Raw genomic sequence first — 26676 nt, 5'->3', positions numbered from 1 at the left:
TTAGCTCACTTTTATTTGCATTGTATCAGGAAGAATCGGGATTTTTGTTTTTTGATAATTTGTTTCCGAAGTTTTTTCAAAATGATGAACTTCTAGATAAACATATTTAGGTGTTTCTTTTGAATCCTGTTTTTTTCCAGAAACCACAAAAATGTCTTTTCCTCCCAGTGCTTCCTCAATAGCGAAAATAGAAGAGGTGGTAATATTGTGCGAACCAGATAAAATTTTGCTGATTTCTGAAGGTTGTTTTCCCATTTTTTCTGCAAGTTGAACTCTGTTCATTCCTTGTTCCTTCATCATTTCGATAATTCGTGAAGCGAGAGCAAACATTTTTTCTGTTCTTCTTGTGTTTTCTAGATTGGCATTTTCTTGTAGCCAGCGAGAAATGTTGTGTTTGGATTTTTTCATAAATTAAAAAAGAAATCTTCTTCTACGATAATATCGGAACAATCATTATTCCATAATATTTCTTTTCCGAAGAGTTCATTAATTTTTTTGGATAGTTTGTTGGCCAAATCAAAATGTGATTTTACATTGGGGCAATCTTGCGGAACAGCGGTTGTTTTTATGTCACCATTAAAAAGAAAAACAACATGCTCATTTGCTCGGAAGCAATACAGTCTTAAATCATTTGGGGTATTTTGGTCGTTTTCCAAATAACTTGGCTCTCTATCTTTGCCTTTTGGTGGCAATGCAGAAGCATCATTTTCAAATCTAAAAAAGTTTTCATCTGCTCCGTATTTATAGTTTCCAATAAGTTTAATCCAATCCAATATGTGTTGGAGCTTTTCTTTGTTTTGTATGGTTTGTTTATCAATAAATAGATCAAATAACGACTCGCCTTCTTCCAAAGGTTCCTCTGCAATCACAATCGAAAAATATTTTACATTTTCAAATTGTTCTACCTCAACCAAGTGTGCAAATCTACTCACTATTTAATTAATTAACAAATTTAATTTCACTTATAGGTGAAATATTAAACAAATTTAAACATTATTTTTGAAAGTATTTAACTTTTAAAATAAAAACTTCTCACAATATTGTAAGAAGTTTTTGTAAGGCATTAAATAGTTATATCTAACTTTCTTTCTCCATTGCTTTGATAAGATTAAGTGCAGATCCAGCTTTGAACCAACCAATCTGTCCTGCATTGTAAGTATGATTTGTTATGATGATATCTTTGGTTCCATCTGCGTGAACAAATTCCAAAGACAGTTGTTTACCAGGCGCAAACTGATCAAGGTCTAAAAAGTTGATCGTGTCATCTTCCTGGATCTTATCATAATCCTCTTTGTTGTCAAAAGTTAAGGCCAACATTCCTTGTTTCTTAAGATTGGTTTCGTGGATTCGGGCAAATGATTTTACCAAAACGGCTCTCACCCCAAGATGTCTCGGCTCCATTGCTGCGTGTTCTCTCGAAGAACCTTCACCGTAATTCTCATCACCGACTACGATGGTTGGAATGCCGTCTGCTTTGTATTGTCTTGCAGAATCAGGAACTGGTTTGTACTGTCCGTCTTCCTCATTCTTAACATTATTAGTTTCCATATTGAAAGCGTTCACAGCGCCTATCAACATATTGTTGGAGATATTATCAAGGTGTCCACGGTATTTCAGCCAAGGTCCAGCCATAGAAATATGATCAGTCGTACATTTTCCATAAGCTTTGATCAAAAGTTTTGCACCTGTAATATTCTTACCATCCCAAGGTGCAAAAGGCTCCAGCAACTGCAATCTGTCAGATGTCGGAGAAACCACAACTTCTACTTTAGAACCATCTTCGGCAGGCGCAATATAACCTGGGTCATCCACATCAAATCCTAATTTAGGAAGTTCATCACCGTTTGGTTCGTCCAGGAGAACCATTTCGCCGTTTTTATTTTTAAGCTTATCCGTTAAAGGATTGAAAGTCAAATCTCCTGCAATTGCCAAGGCTGTTACCAATTCTGGCGAACCGACGAAAGCGTAAGTATTTGGATTACCATCAGCTCTTTTTGAAAAGTTTCTGTTGAAAGAGTGAACGATGGTGTTTTTCTCCTGTTTTTCAGCACCTTCACGCGCCCATTGTCCGATACACGGTCCGCATGCATTAGCAAAAACTTTACCGCCGATTTCTTCAAAAGTTTTTATAAAACCGTCTCTTTCTACAGTAAATCTTACCTGCTCAGAACCAGGCGTGATCGTATATTCCGCTTTCACTTCTAGGTTTTTTTCTCCTGCCTGTTTAGCAATGGAAGCTGCTCTTGCGATGTCTTCGTAGGAAGAGTTGGTACAAGAACCAATCAATCCAACTTCGATTTTTGTTGGCCAGCCATTTTTCTCGGCGATTTCTTTCATTTGAGAGATAGGCGTTGCCAAATCTGGCGTGAATGGGCCGTTTAGATAAGGTTCCAAAGTATCAAGATTGATCTCGATCACTTCATCATAATATTTTTGAGGTTCTGCCAAAACTTCCGGATCGGCTTTCAAAACGTGAGCAACTGCATCTGCTGCATCCGCCAAATCTTCTCTGTCTGTAGAACGGAGGTATTTGCTCATATTATTATCATAAGCGAAGATTGAAGTTGTAGCTCCAACTTCTGCGCCCATATTACAGATGGTTCCTTTTCCGGTACAGGAAAGTGATTCTGCACCATCTCCGAAATATTCTACGATAGCTCCGGTTCCACCTTTTACGGTAAGGATTCCGGCTACTTTAAGAATAACATCTTTTGCGGCAGTCCAGCCGTTGAGTTTTCCCGTCAGTTTTACACCGATCATTTTCGGGAATTTTAGCTCCCAAGCCATTCCGGCCATCACATCAACTGCATCAGCACCACCAACACCGATCGCTACCATTCCAAGTCCACCTGCATTTACGGTGTGGGAATCAGTTCCGATCATCATTCCGCCAGGGAAAGCATAGTTTTCTAAAACTACTTGGTGAATAATTCCGGCTCCGGCTTTCCAGAATCCAATGCCATATTTATTAGAAACGGATTGAAGAAACTGGTAAACTTCATTATTTTTATTTTCAGCTTCGATGAGGTCTTTCGCAGCACCAACTCTTGCCTGAATCAGGTGATCTGCGTGAACCGTTGAAGGAACTGCAACTTGCTTTTTTCCTGCCTGCATAAACTGCAAAAGTGCCATTTGTGCCGTCGCATCCTGCATTGCCACTCTGTCCGGTGCAAAATCTACATAAGATTCACCACGTTTGAAAGATTCTTTCACCTGTTTTGGATCCAGGTGTGCGCAAAGGATTTTTTCGGAATAAGTAAGAGGTCTTCCCATAAAAGCTCTTGCATCGTTCACTCTGGTTTCGAAATCAGAATAAACCTTTTTTATCATGTCCAAGTCAAAAGTCATATCTCGATTTTATTTTGTTATTTTATTAATTAACTTTTCCTTATTTGATGGGGAAAAGCTCTCGCAATAGAGTTATCAAATTTTGTTCCTACAAGCTTCAGATTAAGATTAATAGGATTAATATTCATTATATTTTACAACTATCAAGTTACTAAAAATTAAAGTTTGATATTTTAAATTTCAGTTAAAAAAATCATAACAAGTTTAATCTGGAAAAGTTCTAAACAAAAAAGAAAGATCCTGAATCCAAATGGATCAAGATCTTTCAATTATTATTTTAAAAAAGTCGTGAGACTTATCTGTTAATTTTATTAATGCCCAACAGCTACCAATTCTTTGATTGGCGGCGCAAATTTTGTCAGGTCAATACCTTCAACGGCTGCTTTGTATTCTTCAATATTCGGAATTCTTCCCATAATAGCTGAAAGAACAACAACCGGCGTAGAAGCCAATAAAGATTCACCTTTTTTACGTTCAGAATCCTCAACAACTCTGCCTTGGAAAAGTCGGGTAGAAGTAGCTAAAACGGTATCTCCTTTTTCCGCTTTTTCCTGGTTACCCATACATAGATTACAACCAGGACGCTCTAGGTACATCATATTTTCGTATTCAGTACGGGCAGCGCCTTTCGGAGCGTTGTCATTAAATTCAAAACCGGAATATTTTTCCAATAATTCCCAATCACCTTCCGCTTTCAATTCATCGATGATGTTGTAAGTAGGAGCAGCAACCACCAATGGTGCGCTGAATTCTACTTTACCATTTTGTCTTTCGATATTTTTCAACATCTGAGAAACGATTTTCAAATCGCCTTTGTGCACCATACAAGATCCGACGAAACCTAAATCTACTTTTTTGTTTCCTCCGTAGAAAGTAAGGTCTCTGATCGTATCGTGCGTATATCTTTTGGAAACATCTTCGTTGTTTACATCAGGATCGGCAATCATTGGTTCAGCGATTGCATCAAGATCAACAACAACTTCTGCGTAATATTTAGCATTGGAATCCGGAGTCAAAGCTGGTTTTTCGCCAGATTTAATTTCAGTAATTCTCTTATTTGCTTTATTAATTAATCCCTGAAGAACATTCAGATGGTTATCCATTCCTTTGTCGATCATTATCTGGATTCTGCCTTTTGCAATTTCCAGAGATTCGATCAAGGTATCGTCTTCAGAAATACAGATTGAAGCTTTTGCTTTCATCTCCGCAGTCCAGTCAGTGAATGTAAATGCCTGATCTGCAGGAAGCGTTCCAATATGAACCTCGATAATTCTACCCTGGAAAACATTTTCTCCTCCAAACTGCTGAAGCATCTGCAATTGAGTAGCATGGACCACATCACGGAAATCCATATGTGCTTTCATATCACCTTTGAAAGTTACTTTTACAGATTCCGGAATTGGCATAGATGCTTCACCAGTCGCCAAAGCCAAAGCCACAGTTCCTGAGTCGGCTCCGAAAGCCACACCTTTGGACATTCTTGTGTGAGAATCTCCACCGATGATGATTGCCCATTCGTCAATTGTGATATCATTAAGAACTTTATGAATAACGTCTGTCATTGCGTGATATTCTCCTTTCGGGTCACGTGCTGTGATCAATCCGAAATCATTCATAAATTTCATCAATCTTGGAATATTAGCCTGCGCTTTTTTATCCCAAACTGATGCAGTGTGACAACCGGATTGGTAAGCACCATCAACGATTGGAGAGATAACTGTCGCTGCCATGGATTCCAATTCCTGAGCAGTCATCAAACCGGTTGTGTCCTGAGAACCAACGATGTTAACTTCTACACGAACGTCTGAACCTGCGTGTAACACTTTTCCTGGTGCTAGACCAACAGCATTTTTATTGAAGATTTTTTCAACCGCAGTAAGGCCAACGCCTTCTTTGGTGATTTCTTTTGATGGCGCATAAACCGTCGGGATTTCGATTCCTAAAAGGTTTGATGCCCAAGTCTGTAATTTTTTACCAAAAACAATCGCGTAAGATCCACCAGCTTTGATGAATTCCATTTTTTGCGGCGTGAACGATTTAGAAATATCTTTCAGTTCCTGGTCGCCGTTGTATAATTTTTTAGTCTTAGTATTAATAGTAAGAACAGTTCCTGTCGCTACAGAATAAACTTCCTCAAGAATTGGTTCGTTGTTTTCGTTACGGATTACATTTCCTTCTGCATCCAATTTTTTAACCCAGTTTTGAAGATCAATTCCAATTCCGCCGGTTACATCAACAGTTGTCAAAAAGATTGGAGAGATTCCGTTTGTTCCGCCAACAATTGGTGCAAAATTCACAAATGGAATGTAAGGACTCGCTTGTTTACCGGTCCAGAGTGCGACATTGTTTACACCGGACATTCTGGATGATCCAACACCCATTGTTCCTTTTTCTGCGATCAGCATTACGCTTTTGTCAGGATGTTGTTCCTGCAAAGCTTTGATTTCTGCCTGAGCTTCAGGTGTCATCATACATTTTCCGTGAAGTTCGCGGTCCGATCTTGAGTGTGCCTGATTTCCCGGAGACAATAAATCTGTAGAGATATCACCTTCACCCGCGATGTAAGTTACCACTTTGATTTCTTCAGGAGCTTCCGGAAGTTTTGTGAAAAACTCTGCCTGCGAGTAACTTTCAATCAATTCTTTTGCGATTTCGTTACCGTTGTGGAAAGCTTCTTTCAGACGATCTGTATCGGCTTCGTAAAGGAAAACCTGAGTTTTCAGAACTTCTGCAGCTTCTTTTGCGATATCTTTGTTTTCGCCTAATGCCAAATCTAATAATGCTTTTATAGAAGGGCCGCCTTTCATATGAGATAATAATACGAAAGCGTACGCTGGAGAAATTTCAACTATTTCAGATTGTCCAAGAATGATTTCTTTTAAAAACTCCGCCTTGACACCTGCAGCACTAGTGGTTCCCGGTAAAACGTTGTAAATAAAAAAGTTAAGAGAATCTTCCCGATATGCATTGTCTGAATCCTTGATTTGTGCGATGATTTCGCTAAGTAATTCTGCAGTATCAATTGGCTTCGGATGAAGGCCTTGGCTTTTTCTTTCTTCAATCTCTTGGATGTAATCCTGGTAAATATTCATAAATAGAAATTCTTTTTAATGTTAAAGGTAGATTTATAGAAGGAAAGTTTAATCTTTACAAATTATAACTCTACTGTTTGGTTTGTTGCAGAGGACTTGCGTCCAAAGTGGTCATTGAAAGGATTTTGTTTCTTTTTAAACCGCACAAATTTACGAAATTATACGCTTTTAAACGATTAGATTAATTTAGATTCAAAATAAATTAGATTTAATCTATCTATATTGTCTAATTTTATCAAATTAATTTTTACTTTACAAATCCGAGTCTTTAATTATTATGAATTTGAAAATCAATACATTAATTAAAAATAATAAAAAACAAATTGCTTTTTATGTGTTTCTTGTGTGTTTGATTTGTCTTTATTTTTTTAACAATCCTTCAAAAAGCTCTTTTTTCCTAAAATGCCCGCTCAAAACAATTACAGGCTACGAATGCGCCGGCTGTGGTGTCCAGAGAGCGTTTCACGAATTGCTTCATTTCAGATTTTTAGAAGCTTTCAAGTTCAATCCTTTGTTTATAATTTCAATTCTGGTAGTATTGATTGTTCTGATCATTAATTTTTCTACTAATGAGAAACTAAAACTTGGAATCGAACGTTTTTTAAAGAGCAAAACATTTGTTTTTGTAGTGTTAATAATAGTTTTCGTATTTTCGTTGCTGAAAAACACAGACTTTTATAAAGATTTTATTTTAAATCTCTAATACACAATCCGATGAAGAAATTATTGAGCTTAATTCTTATAAGTTACTCTGCTTCAGCTTTCAGCCAGATGAAGGAAGATCTTTTACCTTCACTGATTCCCCAGAAAATCGATCAGAAAGCCGGTTACATCAATCAAGATGGAAAAGTCATTATCACTCCGGAATATCATATCGCAATGTTCTTTTCCGAGGATTGTAATCTCTTGAACTCACCAAACAAAAACGCCAGAATTTTCGGTTCCGCAAACTATGCGACGGTGGAAAAAAACAACATTTCTTATCGCATTAATAAAAAAGGAAAAAGAGTCTATCAGTACAAAAAATCTGATCTGGGTATATGTTCTCAACCGTATGAGATGTCAAAATACAAAGCTTTTATCCTGAACGGAATGTACGGATTGGTAAGCAAGGAAAATGTGGACGTCGGCGGATACAAAGATTTTGATATCTATCCGCAATATCAGATGCTTTATGTTTTGGAAAGTGATAGGGAGAATCCGATGATCATTGCTGTGATGAATAACAAATTCGGGATTGTGGACAAGCAGAATAAGATCATTGTTCCCTTTATCTATAATGATATTAAGACCAATCTTTCGTGGAAAACGGCTCATCTATTCGAAGTTTCAAAGGATGGTAAGAATTATTTTTATGTAGATAAAAACAATAAGGTCTATTAATTCGAAAAAAATTGTAATTTCGCAGTCAGAAATTTAAGGGGTGCTGTCACAAGCTGAGATTATACCCAATGAACCTGGAACAGGTAATGCTGTTTAGGGATGCATCATTATAAATGATAAAGCATAAAAGATAATTGATCAACGGCCGAAGGATCGTTTATCGCTTATAAATCATCATTTATACCTATAGTCGCCCCTTTTATTCTAAAATAATTTTAACAAACAAAATTTTTTAAGAATGAAAGGTTTACTTTTTTTAGGAGTGTTCATTGCTCCGTTTTATTTTTCACAAACTACAGATTCTGTACAAGTTACAAGTATTCAAGCTGTAGAATTCACCAAACGAACTCCGGTTGCGAAATCCATCATCAATGTTGAAAAAGATCTTGCCGATAAGAATCTGGGTCAGGATTTACCGATTCTTCTCAAAAATCAAATGTCTGTCATCTCAACTTCCGATGCAGGAAATGGTGTTGGCTACACAGGTTTAAGGATCAGAGGAACTGCTGGAACAAGCATCAATGTGATGTTGAATGGTGTTCCTTATAATGATTCGGAATCGCAAGGAACTTTTTTCGTAAACGTTCCGGATCTTACGAGTTCAGCTTCACAAATTGTCATTCAGCGTGGTGTGGGAAGTTCGTCCAATGGTGTTTCGGCTTTCGGAGCGAGTGTAAATGTGATTTCCAGAGATCCTGCAGATACATTTTCTGTGAAGACGGATGATTCTTATGGCTCATTCAATACTTACAAATATTCTGCTGAGGTCAACTCGGGAAAGTTCTGGAAAAACCGTTTGTCCGTAATGGGAAGATATACGCACATTCATTCTGATGGCTTTATTGACAGGGCTTTTTCCGATCTGCACTCCTATAACTTCTCTGCTTTGTTCCAAGAGAAAAATACAGAGTTGAGGTTTTTGGCTTTCGGAGGTAAAGAAAAAACATATCAGGCATGGAATGGGATTGATAAAGCGACTTGGGAAACCAATCCGAGATTCAATTATTCCGGAGCAATCTACGATGCAAATTGGGAAAACATCACAGGGTATTATGATAATGAGACCGACAATTACAGACAAAACCATTATCAATTCCTGTGGAATCAGCGATTCTCAGATGAATGGAAACTCGAAACTACTGCACATTATACCAAAGGAAAAGGTTACTACGAAAATTACAAACAAGGTGATCCTTTCGCCAGATATAATTTGCCAAACCAAGTGGTGAATGGCGAGGAACAAGAATATTCGGATTTTATCAGAAAAAAATGGCTGGATAACGATTTCTACGGAGTAATTTCTACTTTGTATGGAAAATTAGGAGACCTTGATCTGAATGTCGGCGCAGTTGCCAATCAGTATTATGGAAGACATTTCGGAAATGTGACTGGCGTTTTCTTACCAGAAATAAATGAGTCGGAATATTACCGAAACCGATCAGTCAAAAATGAAATTTCAGGTTTTGCGAAAGCGATTTATAAATTAGGGCAGTTTGAGATTTTCGGAGATTTACAAATGCGAAATATCGATTACGATACAAAAATTCTCTTAGCAGGCGATTACGAAGGTGCAGATCTCGACAGAAAATGGACTTTCTTCAATCCGAAAGCCGGTGTCAATTATAACATAGGAAACGGAAAAATTTTCCTTTCTTATGCCAATGCGCACCGCGAACCAAACCGTGATGATCTCTTTGCCAATCCTGATACAAAAGCAGAAACACTGCACGACTTCGAAGCTGGATTTGAAAAACAGGTTGGGAAAGTGGCTTTCACAGCGAATGCTTATTATATGTACTACGAAGATCAATTGGTTTTGAATGGCCAGATCAATAATGTTGGGGAATTCATCAGAACTAACAGCGGGAAAAGTTACAGAGCAGGGATTGAGTTGGGTCTTTTAGCCAAATTTTCGGAAAAATTACAATTGTCTGCGAACACAACTTTGAGTTCTAATAAAAATAAGGAATTCATTTCAGAAACAGATGAAGGACTGGTGAATTACGGAAAAACAAACATCTCATTTTCTCCAAATGTAATTGCGAATGGAAATGTCACTTATTCTCCTTTTAAGAATTTCAATCTTGGTGTGACGGCGCAATATGTCGGCAAGCAATTTTTGGATAATTCCGGAGATAAAGTGAATCAGTTGGACGATTATCTGGTTCCGGATTTTAATGTTTCGTACAAATTGCCTTTCAAAAAAAATGAAGTCGTTTTGAGATTCTTATTAAATAATTTCACAGATGTTAAGTATGTCAACAACGGTTTTAGTGGACCGTATTACTTCTCTCAAGCCGGAATTAACTTCATGTTTGGGGTTTCAATTAAGGTAAATTAAAATTATTGTCTTTGATTTTCAGTAAGTTAATTGAATTTTGGCCTGAAATAGCAGATTTTTATTTGTTAATTTGAAATTAATGTTAGTTTTACATTTCGTTCATAATGCAATTGTGAGGCGCATTGTGGATTAATTAATATAGACCTTAAAAATTAACATTTATGAGAAAATTTTATTTTCTAGGACTTGCTTTATTAGCGAGTGCTACAGCTTTCGGGCAACTTACTTACACTGTAAGCAACGGTGAGTACAAACTGACTTATGGTAAAACCGGAGATTACAGTTTCTACGATCCGCAAAGCCAGCCTACATTTTACGTTCACGTTTGGTCTTCTCAAACAGATGGCGACAACAACAAAGGGAATTTTGATGATGCCTGGAGTAACTCCAATACTACAATGACTTGGAGTGCAGCAGACAATGCTTACATTGGGACAATCAACCTGAACACAAAGCTTTTCACTGGATCTAATTCTACAATGCCTTCTGGAACTGTAGTTCAAAGAATTGGTGTGGTTTTCAAAAACAAATCCAACGGTGCAGATTTCCAGTCCTCTGACAGAGATTTAGAAGGCCCTACAACACTTACTTCATTAGCCGTTTCTGAAGCTAACGGAAAAGGAAAATCTCAAGTGGCTGCAGGTAAATTATTCACTTCTGCAAAAGGAAACGTAGATCTTACGGTTTATGACTTCGGAGGTAAAGTAATCAAAACTATGAAAGTGAATGCAAACGGAAATCCAATCGATTTGAACGTTTCTCAAAAAGGATTATTCCTGGTACAGATTTCTGGAAACAATGTTTCAGAAGTTGTAAAATTTGCCAACTAGACCTTAACTATTCATATCAAATTCAAAAGGCTGCTGTAAAAAGCAGCCTTTTATATTTTCTATAACCTCAAAAAATATGTAGTTTTGTGCCAAATGAATTTTGAGTATTATTTATATCAATATCTTCTGAAAAATCAAAAAGCAGAAGTCCCGGATTTTGGAGTTTTCGAACTTACAAAAGAATCTGCTAAGATAGATGCGGAAAATTCTATGATTATCCCACCAAAAGAAAGCATTGATTTCCAATATCAACCAATGGTTTTTGATAATCAATTGGCAAAATATATTGCTGATGAAACCAATTCCAACCTCTTTACAACTCAGGCAAATCTGAAAATTGAGGTGGCAAAATGGATCGAGAAATTAAAATCCAATCAAACTTTAAGTCTCGAAAATCTGGGACAATTTCAGTTTGATGAACATAAGAATGTAGTCAAAATCAGAGACAACGAAGATGATATTTTTGGACTGGAAACCATCAATCTTCAGACACTGAAAAATCCTGCTAGAAAGCAAATTGTAGTTTCGGGAGATTACGCTTTCAATAAAAATGTCATTTGGACATTTCTGGGTTTGATCATTCTCGGATCGGCAGCGCTTTTCCTTTTTGGAGATCAGCAGCTGATTTTTGGTGAGTCATCCCAAATTCCGACAAAGAAAATTGTCAAAAAAGCAGAACCGATAAATGCTGCAATTCACAAACAAGATTCAATCAAACAAGATAGTATAAAACCGATAAAGAATGCACATATCCAAAAAATCAATAGATAGCCTTACCGTAATGACGAATATCGTCTTACCCAACGAAACCAATTCATTAAGAAATCTTTTCGGAGGCGAACTGTTGTCAAGAATGGACCGCGCAGCATCTATATCAGCCACGAGACACAGCGAAACCAGAGTGGTAACGGCATCTGTAAACCACGTTTCCTTTGATCATCCGATTCCCGAGGGTGGAATTGTAGTTTTGGAATCCAAAGTTTCCCGCGCATTTTCAACGTCTATGGAGATCTATGTAGATGTTTGGTTGGATGATCCCATCAATCAGAAGAAGATTCACACCAACTCAGGGATTTACACTTTTGTCGCAATTGATACCGACGGAAAACCTGCGAAAGTACCGGAATTAGTTCCCGAAACAGAACTTGAAATAGAACGTTTTGAAGCCGCAAAAAGAAGAAAAGAACTGTCATTAATCCTATCCGGAAGAATGAAACCAACAGATTCTGTAGAACTCAAAAAATTGTTCTTGGGAGAATAGTTTTTCAATATAAATTAGAAACGGACTTTAATAATTAGAGTCCGTTTTTTAATTTTTTAACAATGATTCTTACGTATAAAATTTAATTCCTATTCTAATGAAAATTCTTCAGCTCGATAAAAACCATCCGCTTATTTCCGAACAGCTTACTGCCAGAGGTTTTGTTGTGGAAGAAGATCATATTTCGACGTATGATGAGGTTTTGGGAAAAATTTCTGATTATGAAGGTATTATTATCAGAAGCCGGATTCCATTAGACAAAAATTTCCTGATCAAAGCCTCGCATCTTAAATTCATTGCAAGAGTAGGAGCGGGAATGGAAAACATCGATCTGAAAACTGCTGAAAAATTAAATATCAAATTGATCAATTCACCGGAAGGCAATCGGGATTCTGTTGCGGAACATGTGGTCGGAATGCTATTGATTTTGATGAACCGATTATTCATCTCATCCAATGAAGTGAAAAACGGAATCTGGAAGCGTGAGGAAAATCGCGGTGACGAATTACTAGGGAAAACTTTTGGAATCATTGGTTACGGAAATATGGGAAAAGCAACAGCAAAACGACTTTCCGGTTTTGGTGTTGAAGTTATTTTCCACGATATTTTACCAAATCTTTCTGATGAATTTGCAACGCAGGTTTCTTTGCAAGAACTTCAAAAAAGAGCTGATGTTCTCAGTCTTCATATTCCTTTGACTGATGAAACCCATTATTTGGTTGATGAAAATTTCATTACGAAAATGGAGAAGAATTTCTATTTCGTAAATACAGCGCGAGGCAAAAATTTAAAAACTAAAGCTTTAGTAGAAGCAATTGGAAGTGGAAAAGTTCTTGGTGCCTGTCTCGATGTTTTGGAATATGAAAAGTCATCTTTTGAAAATTTGGAATCGGAAAATTCGGATCTGCAGTTTCTGTTAGATTCTGACAAAGTGATTGTTACGCCGCACATTGGCGGCTGGACTCATCAAAGCAAAATCAAATTGGCTCAAGTGATTGTAGATAAAATTATTGACAATTTTACCGCTTAGACTCTTAAATTTAATTAAAGTTTCAAGCACTTATTTAACATTTCTTAAGACAATTCCAGTCGGTCAAAATTTCATTTTATGTTAACTTGCGTGCCTTAACGAAGTTTGGATCATAATGAATTTTAGAAAAGTAATCACATCGGTTTTTATCACTTTATCAATTGTTTCTTGTAAAAAAGAAAAAGAATCTACAGCAGAAACTTACGATTCCAAACTTCCAAATTATGGAAACGTAGATTTAGATAAAGTTTTCACACCGGAAGAATTGACTTTACCAAACCAAACTTCCATTTTGCCCCAGATCAATAATTATTATCAAAAGGTCTGGGAACAGGGCGACCTGAGTGGTGGCGTTTTGGTAGCGAAAGGCAACAAAATCATCTTCGAAAAATACAGGGGATTTGGCAGAGAAGGCAAGCAAATGCCAATAGATGCCAATACGCCGCTTCACGTTGCATCGGTCAGCAAAACAATGACCGCAATGGCTGTCTTGAAATTAATAGACGCAGGAAAACTGAAACTCGAAGACAATCTTACCAAATTTTTTCCAAAATTTCCATATCCTGAAATCACCGTTTTCAGCTTATTATCTCAAAGAAGCGGACTTCCAAAATACGAACATTTCGATCAGGGCATAAAACCGGCGCCGGAAGAACTTAAAAAAGAATTCCTTACCAATCAGGATGTTTTGGATATGCTGATCAAGTACAAACCGGATCTGGCGAGAATGTCCAACACCGGATTTATGTACTGCAACACCAATTTTGCACTTCTGGCTTTGATTGTGGAAAAAGTAACCGCAACACCTTTTCCCGAGGCTATGCAGGAAATCGTTTTCAAACCTTTGAAGATGAATCATACCTACATTTTTCAGAAAAAAGATATTCCGACAGCGTCTCAATCGTTTTTCAGTGGCTACAGACTTTATCCATTGGATAAGCTGGACTTGATTTACGGTGACAAAAATGTTTACACTACGCCAAGAGATCTGCTTAATTTCTCAGTGGCGTTATATTCCAAGGATTTCCTGAAACCGGAACTTGAAGCCAAGATTTTCGAACCTTACAGCAACGAGAAAAAAGGAATCAACAATTACGGTTTCGGATTCAGGATGAAGAATTTTGATAATGGCGAAAAACTCACTTATCACAACGGCTGGTGGCACGGAACCAATTCGGTTTTCGCACATCTTTTGAAATCGAAAGTTACTATTATTGCCATCGGAAACAAATATTCCGGGAAAGTTTACTCCGCTTTGGCACTTTCCGGATTGTTTGAGGATTTTCCTTTAGAGAAAGATAAATTCAACAAAACAATGAATCCGGTTGGTGCTGAAAAGGATACTGCAGCTGCAGGCAACGGCGAGTTGTAGAATTATTTGGGCGCCTTTATCCGCCTTCCATTCCCTCCCGATTTTACATCGGGATCCATTCAAGTCGGGGCGCGCTTCGCAGTAATCAACATTTTATTATAAATCCACGATTTTTCATTTTGTAGAAACTAATGAATTGGCTTAACGTGGTCAATTTAAATTTGAGATTCCTGCGCTATGACAAAATATCGTAAGTAAATTTTCACTGTTATGAAAAAGCGCAGAGCGGTGACCTGTTGGTAGAAATAAAATTATACGCCTAATTAAAGCTCCAGAGGAGCGATCTATAAAAAACCTAAAATTCCTTTGATATTGAATTTAATCGAAATTTCCTCAAATAAAAAACATTAAATTAATATATTGATTATCAGAACTTTATTATTTATTAAGGTTCTTTTTTTATATTTGATGTAATAATACTTACATTACAGATGTCTTACTTTTAAACAACCAAGAACTCTAAGCGTTTCAAAACTTAAAACTTTGAACCTCAAACATTAAAAGAATCAATATGACTCAAGAAATATTTCAATCAACGGTTTACAGTCTCAAGAATGAGATGTTCCGTTTTGCGAAAAAGTTTCTGATGAGTGCAGATGAAGCCGAAGATGTTGTAATGGACCTGATGATGAAGTTCTGGCAGAAGAAAGAAGAATTGACAGTAGTCGAAAATCTGAAAAGTTTCGCAATGAGAAGTGTGAAAAATGAATGTCTCAACCGCCTGAAACACCACGAAGTGAAATTGGGATTTGCAAGCCAGACAAAACACACATCGGAACTTTACCAGATCGAAACCAATAATATGAAAGAGCAGATTTTGGGATTCATTTCCCAACTGCCGGAAAAACAAAAGATGGTCATTCACCTGAAAGATGTAGAAGAATATGAAATCTCAGAGATAGCGGGAATAATGGAAATGGAAGAAAATGCAGTCCGCGTGAACCTGATGAGAGCAAGACAAAAAGTGAAAGAATCAATTAACAAACTCTATGCGTATGAAAACCGACAGATACAAGGATTGGGAATCTAAATTCTTTGAAGGCGAAGAGCTGACGCCGGAAGAGGAATTGTTCCTGAAAAATGAAAGCGAAAACCCATATTTCTCATTTCTAAAAGAAGAGAAACAAGAAAAACTGGATATCAGCTTCGAGGATTTCTTAAAGAAAACAGAAGAGCCTAAAATAGTGGCGCTTCCAGTTAAGAAAACATCTTATAAAATGTATTGGATGGCGGCAAGTATGGTTTTATTAATGGGAATCAGCGCACTTTGGATGTTCAATCAGACTCATAAAATTGAAACTACAATTGCTAAAAATCCAAATATTCCGAAGAAAGAAAAAATAGAAAAAATTGCTCCGGTTGAAGAGATTATAGAACAAACATCAACGCCGAAACCAGTTTTAGCAAATCAGGAAATTCAGAAAGTTGATAAAACTGCAAATGACAAATTAGTAAAAGATCTTGTCCGACAAGAATTTGAAAAACTGATGGCGCAACAGGAAAATCAATCAAACAAAGAACAAAAGCAGATCCAGGTGCCGACAGAATCCATTTCAGATTACAATCCGAATTATGTGATCATCAACGGAAAACCAATTTATGATGAAGGAGAAGCCATTGCGGTTACCGAGAATGCTTTTAATTATTTTGCAAGTAACGTTACCCAAACCATAAACCACGCAGAATCTGCCCAAAATCAAGTCGATTTTTACAGGATTCTTAATTATTAATTTTTAAAATCAATGTCATCGCAACTGAAAATATTTTCAAACTAGATCTAATCAAAATGGCGATCGCATAGACCTTAAGCAAACCAATATTAAAATGAAAAAAATATCAATATTATTCGTACTATTTCTCTTGTCCACCAACATTTTCGGACAGTCAGAAAAACTAAATGAACTCTTCGACCATTATCAGGATACGGAAGGTGTGACCTCGATCAAGATTGCAAAACCGATGTTTAAACTTTTGAACAACCTTAAGATCGATGATGAAGAATTAGGAAAAATCCAGCCACTTCTGGGAAAAGTAAACGGACTGAAAATGCTGATCTTGGAAAAACCAAGCAAATCGTCAAATGGAGATTCTAACGATCAGAAAATGCTTTTACAATCGGGCAAAATCGAAAAAGAAATTTCTGCCTCTTTGAAGAATATGAAATATGAGGAACTTGTGACTGTGAACAGCCGTGACAACAAGATCAAGTTTATGGCGCAGGATATCACGGCCAATGTTTTGGACAATTTGATCCTTAATATTATGTCGGAAGACAGTTCGGTTTTGATGATGCTGGACGGGAAAATCTCAATGGAAGACGTCAGCAATCTAATGGCGGAAACTCAGAACGTAACTTCGGTGAACCCAGTTTCAACCATCACTTCAAACAATACGAATGTAGGAAGTGTGAGAACGGTTTCCGAGTTTAACGGCATCGAAGTTTCCTCGGGTGTTGAAGTGGAATTCAGTCAAAATCCAACGCGAAATGTGACGGTAAAAACTGAAGCTGATAAACAGCAATACGTGATGACCGAAGTGGAAAATGGTGTTTTGAAAATTTTCGTGAGAAACAAAGGCGTTAAAAACCTAAACTTCAAAGATTTGAAAGTGGTGGTTTCCAACCCAAAATTATCTAGATTGACAACGAAATCTGGTGCATCTTTCAGAGCGGTAACGCCAATTAACGAATCGACACTTGCGATCAGCTGTAATTCGGGTTCGTTGATCTCAGGAACTTTCAAGATCTCTACAAACAGTGCTTTGGAAGTAGAATCTGGATCCAATGCGAAAATCAATCTGGATACAAAATCAATCGCCATCGATGCAAGCAGCGGAAGTTCTTTGAAGTTGTCCGGAACAGCAAACTCCAGCGTCATCAGCGCAAGCAGTGGGAGTTCGGTCTCTGCAGGTGATTTTGTGACCAAGTCTGCGGTTGTAGATGCGTCTTCAGGATCTAGTGTGAAAATCAATACCACGGAAAGCATTACAGCCAGCGCAAGTTCTGCAGCGTCCATCCAATACAAAGGAAATCCGTCGAAAGTGACCAAATCTGCTCAGGAAGTAACTGGTGCAAGCATCAATTCCATTAATTAAAAACTTAAAATTATGTTACGATTCTTATACATTATCATTTTAGCGGTTGTCGGTTTTTTTCTACAGTCGTGTATGGTTTCTCAGAAAAAAGTGCACACCGATTTCTTTGACAATCCAGGATTCAAAAATAACTCGACTTATCTCAGCGTCAATGTTCCGACGTTTCTCGCAAGGTCTTACGTGAAAAATGCGCTGAAGGAAGATGGCGAGAGTCAGGAAGTGATAGATCTTGTGAAGAAGATCAAAGATGTGAAGGTTCTAATTGTTGAAAGTTCTAAAACCCCTTTCAAAGCTGAATTTCAGAAATATCTGACCAATAATAATTATGAAGAATGGATGTCTTTGAAACAGGAAGGAAATCTCATCAGTCTTAATGCACAGCAAACCAATGACGTGATCAAACGAATGATCATCACGGTGAGAGACGACAAAGACGAAACAATTTTCGTAGATGTTACCGGGAAATTTACAGCGGATGATATTTCAAAGATCATCAACGCCACAGAGAAAAATCAAATCAAAATCAATAGAAATTAATTTTTCAACAGCCACTATTTATTAGTGGTTTTTGTGGTTTTGAGAATTCTTGCCTTTGCGTGCTGCACGATTTTTTTAATTAATTCTAATGGAACATCTTGATCCAGCGGAATCTGAATTGCGCCTTTCGAAGTTTTATAATTTGACAATTCCTTTTCGTAAAATGAGATTGCCTCTGGACCAGGATAAAGTCCTATGTGATTGGTAAACGCTGCGAAATGGATCATATTTTTACCGTGAAAGACAAAAGTTGGCATCAGGTATTTGATACATTCTTCACCTTCCGGGATTTCATTTCTGATCGCAATTCTGATAGATTCCAATTTGTCAATCATTGTTTGGTCAAACTGAGAGAAGTATTCTTGGAAGTTTTTCATCATTCTAAGGGTTTAATCAAAGTTAAATATTAAAATGATATACGAGATTTTATCAAAGATTATCTTCGAAACTTGAAATATTTTGCTAATTCGTGCTTTTTACCTTTCAGAAATTGAGAAGCCATTTCCATTCCGATGACCGAAAAAGTAATTCCGTTTCCGCCAAATCCCAAAACGAAATAGGCACTCGGGAAATCCGGATGTTCGCCGATGTAAGGCAATCCATCTTTGGTTTCACCGAAAGTTCCAGCCCAAACAAAATCTGTTCGGAAATCATTTTCAGGCAAATATTTATTTAATTTTTTAACGAGTTTTTGTTCCTTCTCGTGAAGCATAGAATCGCGTTTTTTTGCATTTACAAATTCCTCATCTTCGCCACCAATCAAAACCCGATTGTCGTCGGTTGTTCTCATATAGATATAAGGTTCCGCTGTGTTCCAGACTAAAAGGTCATTTAGTTCCTGGTGGTTTTTCTCATTTTGTTCGCCAACAATCGCGTAAGTTGATAGGAGATTTACAAAATCATCTTTGATAATTTCTGTACTTTCGAAACCATTGCAGAAGATCACTTTCTCGGCTTTGATCTTATTTCCAAATTCTGTGGTTGCGGTGACGCCATTTTTTTTATAATCGAATTTAATAATGTCGGTCTTATCAAAAACCTGCAATCCTTTTTTATAATTATAATGAAGAATGTCGTGCGCCAAGCAAAATGCGTCGATGCTTCCGCCTTGATCGGAAAGGATGCCGCCAAACGTATTTTCAATTTTAAACTGCTTGCTAATTTCTTCAGACGAAAGCCATTTCACAGGAAACTTAGCAGACTTTCTAGATTCAAATTCCTTTTTCAAATCAGGAACATCTTTTTTGAAAGCCGCAAAATAAAGCGATTCCTTTTTCTTAAAACCACATTCCGATTTGATCTGCTTGGCCACTTTTCCCAAAGTATCAATGGAATCGTAACACGCCCAATAGGCTTTTTCCGCACCTTCTTTCCCAATCATTTCTGATAGTTCAAAAAGCGGAACATCGATCTCATATTGCAACATAGAAGTTGTTGCACTCGTACTTCCGTTCCCAATCTCTCGTCGATCCACCACAACAGTTTTGAAACCATCTTTTATCATTTGATGCGCCAAAAACGAACCTGTAATCCCGCCACCAATAATCAAAATTTCGGTTTCGATATTTTCTCTTAGCGAAGGATAGGAATGTTTGATGCCGTCTTTGACGAGCCAGAATGGTTCGGGAGATTTTAGTTTCATAAATTGCTTTTTGATCCGTGTAATCAAAAAGCAAACCGTGAATTTTTGGAATAAAAAAACCGCAGAGATTTCTGCGGTTTGATTCTATTTCTTAATGAATTTTGAAGTCAAATTATTTTTATCAGTTGTGATTCTGATATAATAAACTCCCTTGATGAGTTTTCTAATATCAATTTGATTGTTTAAATTTAATTCTGCTGTTACCTTTCTACCTGTGGAATCGTAAATTTCAATATTCTTTATCTTTTCTTTAGTCACGATGTTGATTAAGTCTGAAGATGGGTTTGGGTAAATAGAGAAGTTTTTATTAATTGCTTCAATTGTTTGCAGATAAGATTCTTCCAATGTTGCTAAATAATAATTGTCTGCACCTACAAAATTTATTGGTTCGCCTAAGATATTATCAGCGGTGGTGTTTCCTGAAACATTAAAGACATTTTCTTTCACAATACTGATTTTTTGGTTATAATCATAATGTGGTTGGCCGTAGAGCGTTTTCACATAATTAATGACCCCATTTGGGCTGAATTTTAAAATACTTGATGAGTAGCTAGTATTGCTAAAAGTAAATTCTTTGTTATTTATATTTAGATTTCCTTTCCATCTTCCATAAATATAGATATTTCCATTTTTATCCAAATCTATCTGGTTGCCGTCCCAAGAAGAGTTTGTGCTGAAAATAGGTGTTACTCCCAGCACAGTTCCGTCTTTTGATATTTTTGATAATGAATTTGAGAAGTAAGTGTTTGGATAAGGAGAAATTATTGTTGCTCCATCAATGCCAAGATATTCATTCAAATTACTCATCATTACATTGTACTGAACAAAATTTGCACCATCATATTCTATATCGATTGGCCAACTGTACTTATATGTTTCTGGAGGTAAATTTTCGTAAAAATTCTTTCCAAATAAAGGATTGCCATTAGGATCTAACTTTACCATCAAAGAGTTCAATGCGTCAGCATTTCCTTCAATACTAATATTACCTATCTGAAAAGTGTTATGATAAGTCGAATTATCAAATGGCTCATAGAAAGCATAAATATTATTATGTTCGTCAAAAACAATTTTTCCGCTGCTAAAATCCAGTCCCGAATAGCCTTTTATAAAAATAGGATTGCCGGTCTCCCCGTTTAGTTTTGCAATGAATCCTTTACCATTGAATGTCTGACCTTGGAAGTCAATCGAAGACGCTTTGCTGCACCATACAATGATATTACTGTCTCTATCATAAAAGACCATAACCGTGGGTGCATCTATGCCGTTATTTTGAATTGGTTTATGCCAGAGAAGTTCCCCATTATTTGAAATTTTAACAATTTCATTATAGGCTGGTACATTGGTCAAATTACCACCTCTAAAGATGGTTCTCACACCACTGTTCGAAATGAAGGCCGCGCCGTACCCTAGTGGCGTCTCAACTGCGGTAACAAATTCTCCATTAGTATTCACATCACTATTAAATGTGTTGTAGCCTGATGTTTGTGATGTTGTGTGCTCCATGACTGCATTCCAAATCAATTCTCCACTTTTGGATACTTTTGAATAAGTATTTACAAAGGAATTTGTGTAGGTTTTGTAAGTTTTCCCGAGTAGATTAACTTCTCCTGATGCCACATTGTTTATGTAAGAATTTCCCGAAGCATCGCTTTTGAGGTAGTTGGATTTTACAGTTCCGCCATGATAGTTGGTAATGCCTTTGGACCAGTATTCATAACGCACAAAATTTATAAAAGCAAATTTTTTTGCAGCATACGATGTGGTTTGATTGTATGACAGAAATGTTTCAAGATTATTAACTACGCCAAATCCCAAATAATCGTTGTTTACCGATGTGTAATCTGAGGTATTACCGCTTTGTAAACCATTTTTATTGATATCTAATATGGTGCTTAATCTTACATTAGCATAATTTGACTTGTATCCATTGAAAAACTCAACATTTTCAAACCAAGGTCTGTCATCTTGTGTCGTAAATGCTATTTTAGATTGACTGTCACCGAAAGGGAAAATTTCAATGTCATACAAATCCCTGCGAATATTAGTGAAAGATATTCCAAATCCAATTTTACTACCTCTAAACCAATCTATAGCAGAAAAATCCGACTTTATTTTAGCCGCCCATAGAAATAATCCTCCATAGGGAAATGCAGATCCGAATGTCGCTGATATGCCATTGAAAACTTTAAGATTTACAACATTATTGCTGATCCCAACTATCTCCAAACTTCCATCAGCAAGGAATTTTACGTCCTTAACGATACCGTGTGCAGAAATGTTATTTGTAGATGTAAATTTGATACATGAGTCAAAATTAAAATTGTTGTCACCCTTTATAACAAAACCTATGTTAGGTTCAATATTAATAGTGCCAATATTATAAGCACTTGTCAATGTATAACCTCCCACATATAATGAAGAATCCTTATAATCAATCGATGTCAGATTTGTGGAATTAAAAGAGGAGATAATACTGCCATCTGCCAAATTTATTCGATAAAGAAATGACGACGAAGAAAGTGCAAATAATTCATTATTGCCAAAACAAATATCATAATCTTTCAAATTAGAATCAGCAATTTGAGTTGCCCAAAGATACGAACCGTTGGAATCTAATTTTATAAGCAGACCGTTGGATGTTGTAGAATTAAAAATATTAGAACCAATATTTACAGTGCCGTTGAAGTTTGCAAGGACATAACTATTACCAGAATTATCTACTTTAATAAATTTTGGACGGATTGTACCTTTCGCACCTGCATTTAATGTTTTCTCCCACAAATGGTTTCCGGCAGGATCTGTCTTAATCAAATAAAAGTCTTCAAGGCCAACAGGATTAATTATATAACCATCTAAACGATAGTCATTCCCATTTGCAAATCCTGTAAAAAAAGTATTCCCATCATTGTCTAAAACAGATTGGACTAATTGTCCGCCATTATAAGTATTGACCTGTACTAGTTTTTTTAGATTTAAAGAATAGTTTTGAGCGTTAAATAAGATTGCAAAAAAGAGTAGAAATAAAAAATAGATTTTTTTCATTATTAATTTTTTCCAAAAGTACAAAAAACCTCAAAGAAATTTCCTTGAGGTTTGATTTATAATTTTTAAAACAGTTAGTAGTTTAAATTGTCTACGGCACAGCCGTTACATATTTCTACGGTACTTACCACCCACTTCAAACAAAGCATTGGTAATTTGTCCAAGCGAACAATATTTCACAGCATCCATCATCACATTAAATAAATTCTGCTGATTGATGGCAGCGTATTGAAGCGTTTCCAGGGCAGCTTCAGATTTGTCTTCATTGAATTTCTGGAAATTATGAAGGGTTTCAATCTGTACCTGCTTTTCTTCCTCGGTCGAACGGATGACTTCTCCCGGACGAACCGTTGGTGAACCGTCTTTTCCTAAGAAAGTGTTTACGCCGATGATAGGATATTCTCCGGTGTGTTTCATCCACTCGTAATGCATCGATTCTTCCTGGATTTTTGAACGTTGGTACATCGTTTCCATTGCACCCAAAACGCCCCCTCTTTCTGTGATTCTGTCGAATTCTGCATAAACTGCTTCTTCTACCAAATCTGTCAGCTCTTCAATAATAAATGAACCCTGAAGCGGATTTTCGTTTTTCGCTAAACCTAATTCTTTGTTGATAATCAACTGAATCGCCATCGCTCTTCTTACAGACTGCTCAGTCGGAGTCGTGATTGCCTCGTCATAAGCATTGGTGTGCAATGAATTACAGTTGTCATAAATGGCGTAAAGCGCCTGTAAAGTTGTTCTGATATCGTTGAAATCAATTTCCTGAGCGTGAAGCGAACGTCCTGAAGTCTGAATGTGGTATTTCAGCATCTGGCTTCTTTCGTCTGCACCGTATTTCAGTTTCATTGCTTTTGCCCAGATTCTTCTCGCCACACGTCCGATTACTGAATATTCAGGGTCGATACCGTTGGAGAAGAAGAAGGATAGGTTCGGTGCAAAATCATTGATGTCCATTCCTCTTGACAGATAATATTCAACATACGTGAAACCATTTGCCAAGGTAAATGCCAGCTGAGAAACCGGATTCGCACCCGCTTCTGCAATGTGATAACCGGAAATTGAAACCGAGTAGAAGTTTCTCACTTTTTCTGTGATAAAATATTCCTGAACGTCACCCATCAGTCTCAAGGCAAATTCAGTAGAGAAAATACACGTATTCTGAGCCTGGTCTTCTTTTAAAATATCTGCCTGAACGGTACCACGAACAGTTGCAATGGTTTTAGCTTTAATTTCAGCATAAGCTTCCGCAGGAATCACTTCGTCTCCCGTTAAACCTAATAATTTTAAGCCTAAACCATTGTTTGATGGTGGAAGTTCTCCGTTATATTTTGGTCTCTCCAAGCCTTTGTCGTCGAATTTTGCTTTTAAAGCTTTTTCAACATTTGCTTCTAATTGATGTTCAGCAATATATTTTTCAACATTCTGGTCGATGGCCGCGTTCATAAAGAAAGCTAACAACATCGGCGCAGGTCCGTTGATGGTCATTGAAACCGAAGTCATTGCATTCACCAAATCAAATCCGGAATACAGTTTTTTAGCATCATCCAAAGTAGCGATAGAAACTCCTGCATTTCCTATTTTACCATAAATATCCGGTGGTAAAGCTGGATCCTGACCGTATAAAGTCACAGAGTCAAATGCTGTTGAAAGACGTTTTGCATCCATTTCCGCAGAAACGTAGTGGAATCTTCTGTTGGTTCTTTCTGGTCCCCCTTCTCCGGCAAACATTCTTGTCGGATCTTCTCCTGTTCTTTTGAAAGGATAAATTCCGGCTGTATAAGGAAATCCTCCCGGAAGATTTTCCTGACCTTTCCATTTAATCAAATCGCCCCAATCGGTATATTTTGGAAGAGATATTTTTGGAATTTTTAAATGAGATAAAGATTCTGTTGAGGTCTCCACTTTAATTTCTTTTCCACGAACATAATAGGAATAAAACTCAGCTTTGAAAGCCTCTTTCGTGTCATTCCAGTTTTTCAGGAAGTCGATATTTTCCTGTTGAAGGTCTTTTTCAGCCTTCTGATATTCAGCATCCAGAGTTTCGTTTGAAAGGAAACTTTTTACGCCTTCAATGTGATACATTTTTCTTGCTAATTCTGCCTGTTTTTCAACGTTAGCATCGTACTGTCTGTTGTTTTCAACGATTTCAGAAAGATAACGCACTCTTTTTGGAGGAATGATCGTGATGTCTTCGGAAACTTCCTGCTCAACAAATCCTTTTAGATTTAAATCAGAATATTTATTATTAACTTTTTCAATTAATCTGTTGTATAAATCAGTGGTTCCGTGGTCGTTGAACTGAGATGCTTTTGTCGCATACACAGGCATATCATCCAACGGACTTTCCCACAACAAATGGTTTCTCTGGAACTGTTTTCTTACCGCCTGAAGCGCATCAAGTGCGCCACGTTTGTCGGATTTATTTAATGCCACCAAGTCTGCATAATCCAACATATCGATTTTTTCCAACTGTGTTGAAGCTCCGTATTCAGGCGTCATTACGTACATTGAAACATCGGCAAAATCTGAAACTTCCGAACCTGACTGTCCGATACCCGAAGTTTCCAGAATGATAACATCAGGATGAGCAAGTTTCAACACATTTAATGCTGAATGAATAAACGGAGAAACAGAAACGTTGTTTTCTCTTGTCGCCATTGAACGCATATAAACTCTTGGGTCATTGATGGCGTTCATACGGATTCTGTCACCCAAAAGTGCACCTCCTGTTTTCTTTTTTGAAGGGTCGATAGAAATAATGGCAATCTTTTTACCAGGATTTGAACGTAAGAAACGTCTTACCAATTCATCTGTCAAAGAAGATTTTCCTGCTCCACCGGTTCCTGTAATCCCGATGATTGGAATATTTAAGTATTTTGATTTTTCATCGATCGCTTTTACCAAATCCGGTTTTTCTTCTGAGAAGTTCTCAACAGCGGAAATGATTTTAGCAATGCTGGTAGAGTTTTCGAAACTGATGTTATCCAAATCTTCAGCAGTCACTTCTTTTCCAGTTGCAAAGTCTGATCTTTTCACCAGATCATCAATCATTCCCTGAAGACCAAGTTCACGTCCGTCGTCCGGAGAATAAATTCTGTCGATGCCGTACGACATAATATCTTCGATTTCTTCGGGCAGAATTACACCGCCACCACCACCGAAAATTTTGATTTGTGGTGAGTTTTTTTCTCTTAAAAGGTCGTAGATGTATTTGAAATATTCGTTGTGACCACCTTGGTATGAAGTCAGTGCAATGGCGTTGGCATCTTCCTGAATCGCTGTGTTTACTACTTCTTCAGCAGATTTATCGTGGCCAAGGTGAATGACTTCGCATCCTGTTCCCTGGATCACACGGCGCATAATATTGATGGCCGCATCGTGCCCGTCGAATAACGAAGCTGCGGTGACGATTCTTACTTTGTTCGTAGGTGTATATTTTTGGTTTTCCATTTCTTAAAATCGATGTTTCCAAAGATAATATTTTTTGGGAAATGGCAATGAGGATGGAAGATGGATGTTTGGGAGAGGGAAGATGGGAGAGGGAAGATGGAAGATGGAAGATGAAGAGATTGAGGATTATAAGATTTGTGCTCAGCTCGATTGGATGGCGAAACCCATAGCCCCGATCGCAACGGCATCCTTTTTTTGCATTGCGTTACAAGCCTGGAACGAATGCCAACTGCTGATCGCAATGACAAA

The 26676-nt window shown here is 37.1% G+C and carries 19 protein-coding genes and 1 riboswitch; of the genes, 11 read left to right on the top strand and 8 right to left on the bottom strand.

Annotation, left to right across the window (positions count from 1 at the left end):
- The 4 genes from LUD75_RS04480 to LUD75_RS04465 form a co-directional block, all read right to left on the bottom strand.
- Positions 1 to 408 carry a helix-turn-helix transcriptional regulator gene (locus LUD75_RS04480; protein WP_232704471.1) on the bottom strand — a complete coding sequence of 136 codons (408 nt, stop codon included), beginning with the start codon at positions 406 to 408 and terminating at the stop codon, positions 1 to 3.
- Positions 405 to 932 (bottom strand): hypothetical protein, encoded by a 528-nt coding sequence (locus LUD75_RS04475; protein WP_232704470.1) that lies wholly within the window; start codon positions 930 to 932, stop codon positions 405 to 407. The genes LUD75_RS04480 and LUD75_RS04475 overlap by 4 nt, the downstream gene beginning before the upstream one ends.
- Positions 933 to 1077: 145 nt before the next feature.
- Positions 1078 to 3348: an aconitate hydratase gene (locus tag LUD75_RS04470; RefSeq protein ID WP_232704469.1), complete on the bottom strand. Its 2271-nt coding sequence runs from the start codon at positions 3346 to 3348 to the stop codon at positions 1078 to 1080.
- A gap of 311 nt (positions 3349 to 3659) precedes the next feature.
- Positions 3660 to 6440, bottom strand: a complete 2781-nt coding sequence (locus LUD75_RS04465) for a bifunctional aconitate hydratase 2/2-methylisocitrate dehydratase (RefSeq protein WP_232704468.1) — start codon at positions 6438 to 6440, stop codon at positions 3660 to 3662.
- Positions 6441 to 7154: 714 nt separating this feature from the next.
- Here LUD75_RS04465 and LUD75_RS04460 point away from each other — a divergent pair.
- From LUD75_RS04460 to LUD75_RS04410, 11 genes are all read left to right on the top strand, one after another.
- A complete protein-coding gene (locus tag LUD75_RS04460; RefSeq protein WP_232704467.1) occupies positions 7155 to 7823 on the top strand; it encodes a WG repeat-containing protein in 669 nt (222 codons plus the stop codon).
- A gap of 26 nt (positions 7824 to 7849) precedes the next feature.
- Positions 7850 to 7940, top strand: a riboswitch (TPP riboswitch).
- Positions 7941 to 8061: 121 nt separating this feature from the next.
- Positions 8062 to 10164, top strand: a complete 2103-nt coding sequence (locus LUD75_RS04455) for a TonB-dependent receptor plug domain-containing protein (protein WP_232704466.1) — start codon at positions 8062 to 8064, stop codon at positions 10162 to 10164.
- Between the two features lie 161 nt (positions 10165 to 10325).
- Positions 10326 to 10994 (top strand): T9SS type A sorting domain-containing protein, encoded by a 669-nt coding sequence (locus LUD75_RS04450; protein WP_232704465.1) that lies wholly within the window; start codon positions 10326 to 10328, stop codon positions 10992 to 10994.
- A gap of 93 nt (positions 10995 to 11087) precedes the next feature.
- Complete coding sequence (locus LUD75_RS04445) at positions 11088 to 11765, top strand: hypothetical protein (RefSeq protein WP_232704464.1); 678 nt, start codon at positions 11088 to 11090, stop codon at positions 11763 to 11765.
- Positions 11737 to 12255, top strand: coding sequence for an acyl-CoA thioesterase (locus LUD75_RS04440; protein ID WP_232704463.1), 519 nt, complete (start codon positions 11737 to 11739; stop codon positions 12253 to 12255). Before LUD75_RS04445 ends, LUD75_RS04440 begins: the two co-directional genes overlap by 29 nt.
- 97 nt (positions 12256 to 12352) lie before the next feature.
- Positions 12353 to 13285 (top strand): 2-hydroxyacid dehydrogenase, encoded by a 933-nt coding sequence (locus tag LUD75_RS04435; protein WP_232704462.1) that lies wholly within the window; start codon positions 12353 to 12355, stop codon positions 13283 to 13285.
- A gap of 115 nt (positions 13286 to 13400) precedes the next feature.
- Positions 13401 to 14657 carry a serine hydrolase domain-containing protein gene (locus tag LUD75_RS04430; protein WP_232704461.1) on the top strand — a complete coding sequence of 419 codons (1257 nt, stop codon included), beginning with the start codon at positions 13401 to 13403 and terminating at the stop codon, positions 14655 to 14657.
- Between the two features lie 511 nt (positions 14658 to 15168).
- On the top strand, positions 15169 to 15687 hold the full coding sequence (locus LUD75_RS04425) for a sigma-70 family RNA polymerase sigma factor (RefSeq protein ID WP_232704460.1): 519 nt from the start codon (positions 15169 to 15171) through the stop codon (positions 15685 to 15687).
- Positions 15653 to 16387: a hypothetical protein gene (locus LUD75_RS04420; protein WP_232704459.1), complete on the top strand. Its 735-nt coding sequence runs from the start codon at positions 15653 to 15655 to the stop codon at positions 16385 to 16387. Before LUD75_RS04425 ends, LUD75_RS04420 begins: the two co-directional genes overlap by 35 nt.
- 94 nt (positions 16388 to 16481) lie before the next feature.
- Complete coding sequence (locus LUD75_RS04415) at positions 16482 to 17750, top strand: DUF4252 domain-containing protein (protein ID WP_232704458.1); 1269 nt, start codon at positions 16482 to 16484, stop codon at positions 17748 to 17750.
- Positions 17751 to 17762: 12 nt separating this feature from the next.
- On the top strand, positions 17763 to 18287 hold the full coding sequence (locus LUD75_RS04410; RefSeq protein WP_232704457.1) for a DUF4252 domain-containing protein: 525 nt from the start codon (positions 17763 to 17765) through the stop codon (positions 18285 to 18287).
- A gap of 14 nt (positions 18288 to 18301) precedes the next feature.
- Here LUD75_RS04410 and LUD75_RS04405 read toward each other — a convergent pair whose 3' ends face one another.
- The 4 genes from LUD75_RS04405 to LUD75_RS04390 all read right to left on the bottom strand — a co-directional run bounded on the left by LUD75_RS04405 (position 18302) and on the right by LUD75_RS04390 (position 26427).
- Positions 18302 to 18667 carry a DUF1801 domain-containing protein gene (locus tag LUD75_RS04405; protein ID WP_232704456.1) on the bottom strand — a complete coding sequence of 122 codons (366 nt, stop codon included), beginning with the start codon at positions 18665 to 18667 and terminating at the stop codon, positions 18302 to 18304.
- A gap of 56 nt (positions 18668 to 18723) precedes the next feature.
- Entirely contained in the window at positions 18724 to 19929 is a 1206-nt protein-coding gene (locus LUD75_RS04400; protein WP_232704455.1) for an FAD-binding oxidoreductase, read from the bottom strand.
- Between the two features lie 84 nt (positions 19930 to 20013).
- On the bottom strand, positions 20014 to 22974 hold the full coding sequence (locus LUD75_RS04395; protein ID WP_232704454.1) for a T9SS type A sorting domain-containing protein: 2961 nt from the start codon (positions 22972 to 22974) through the stop codon (positions 20014 to 20016).
- A gap of 105 nt (positions 22975 to 23079) precedes the next feature.
- Complete coding sequence (locus LUD75_RS04390) at positions 23080 to 26427, bottom strand: methylmalonyl-CoA mutase family protein (protein ID WP_232704453.1); 3348 nt, start codon at positions 26425 to 26427, stop codon at positions 23080 to 23082.
- Positions 26428 to 26676 lie beyond the last annotated feature (249 nt).

The organism is Epilithonimonas sp. JDS (assembly GCF_021261315.1).
GTDB lineage: Bacteria > Bacteroidota > Bacteroidia > Flavobacteriales > Weeksellaceae > Epilithonimonas.
The sequence above is the reverse complement of the archived record's forward strand: the minus strand, read 5'-3'. Positions and strand labels throughout refer to the sequence as shown.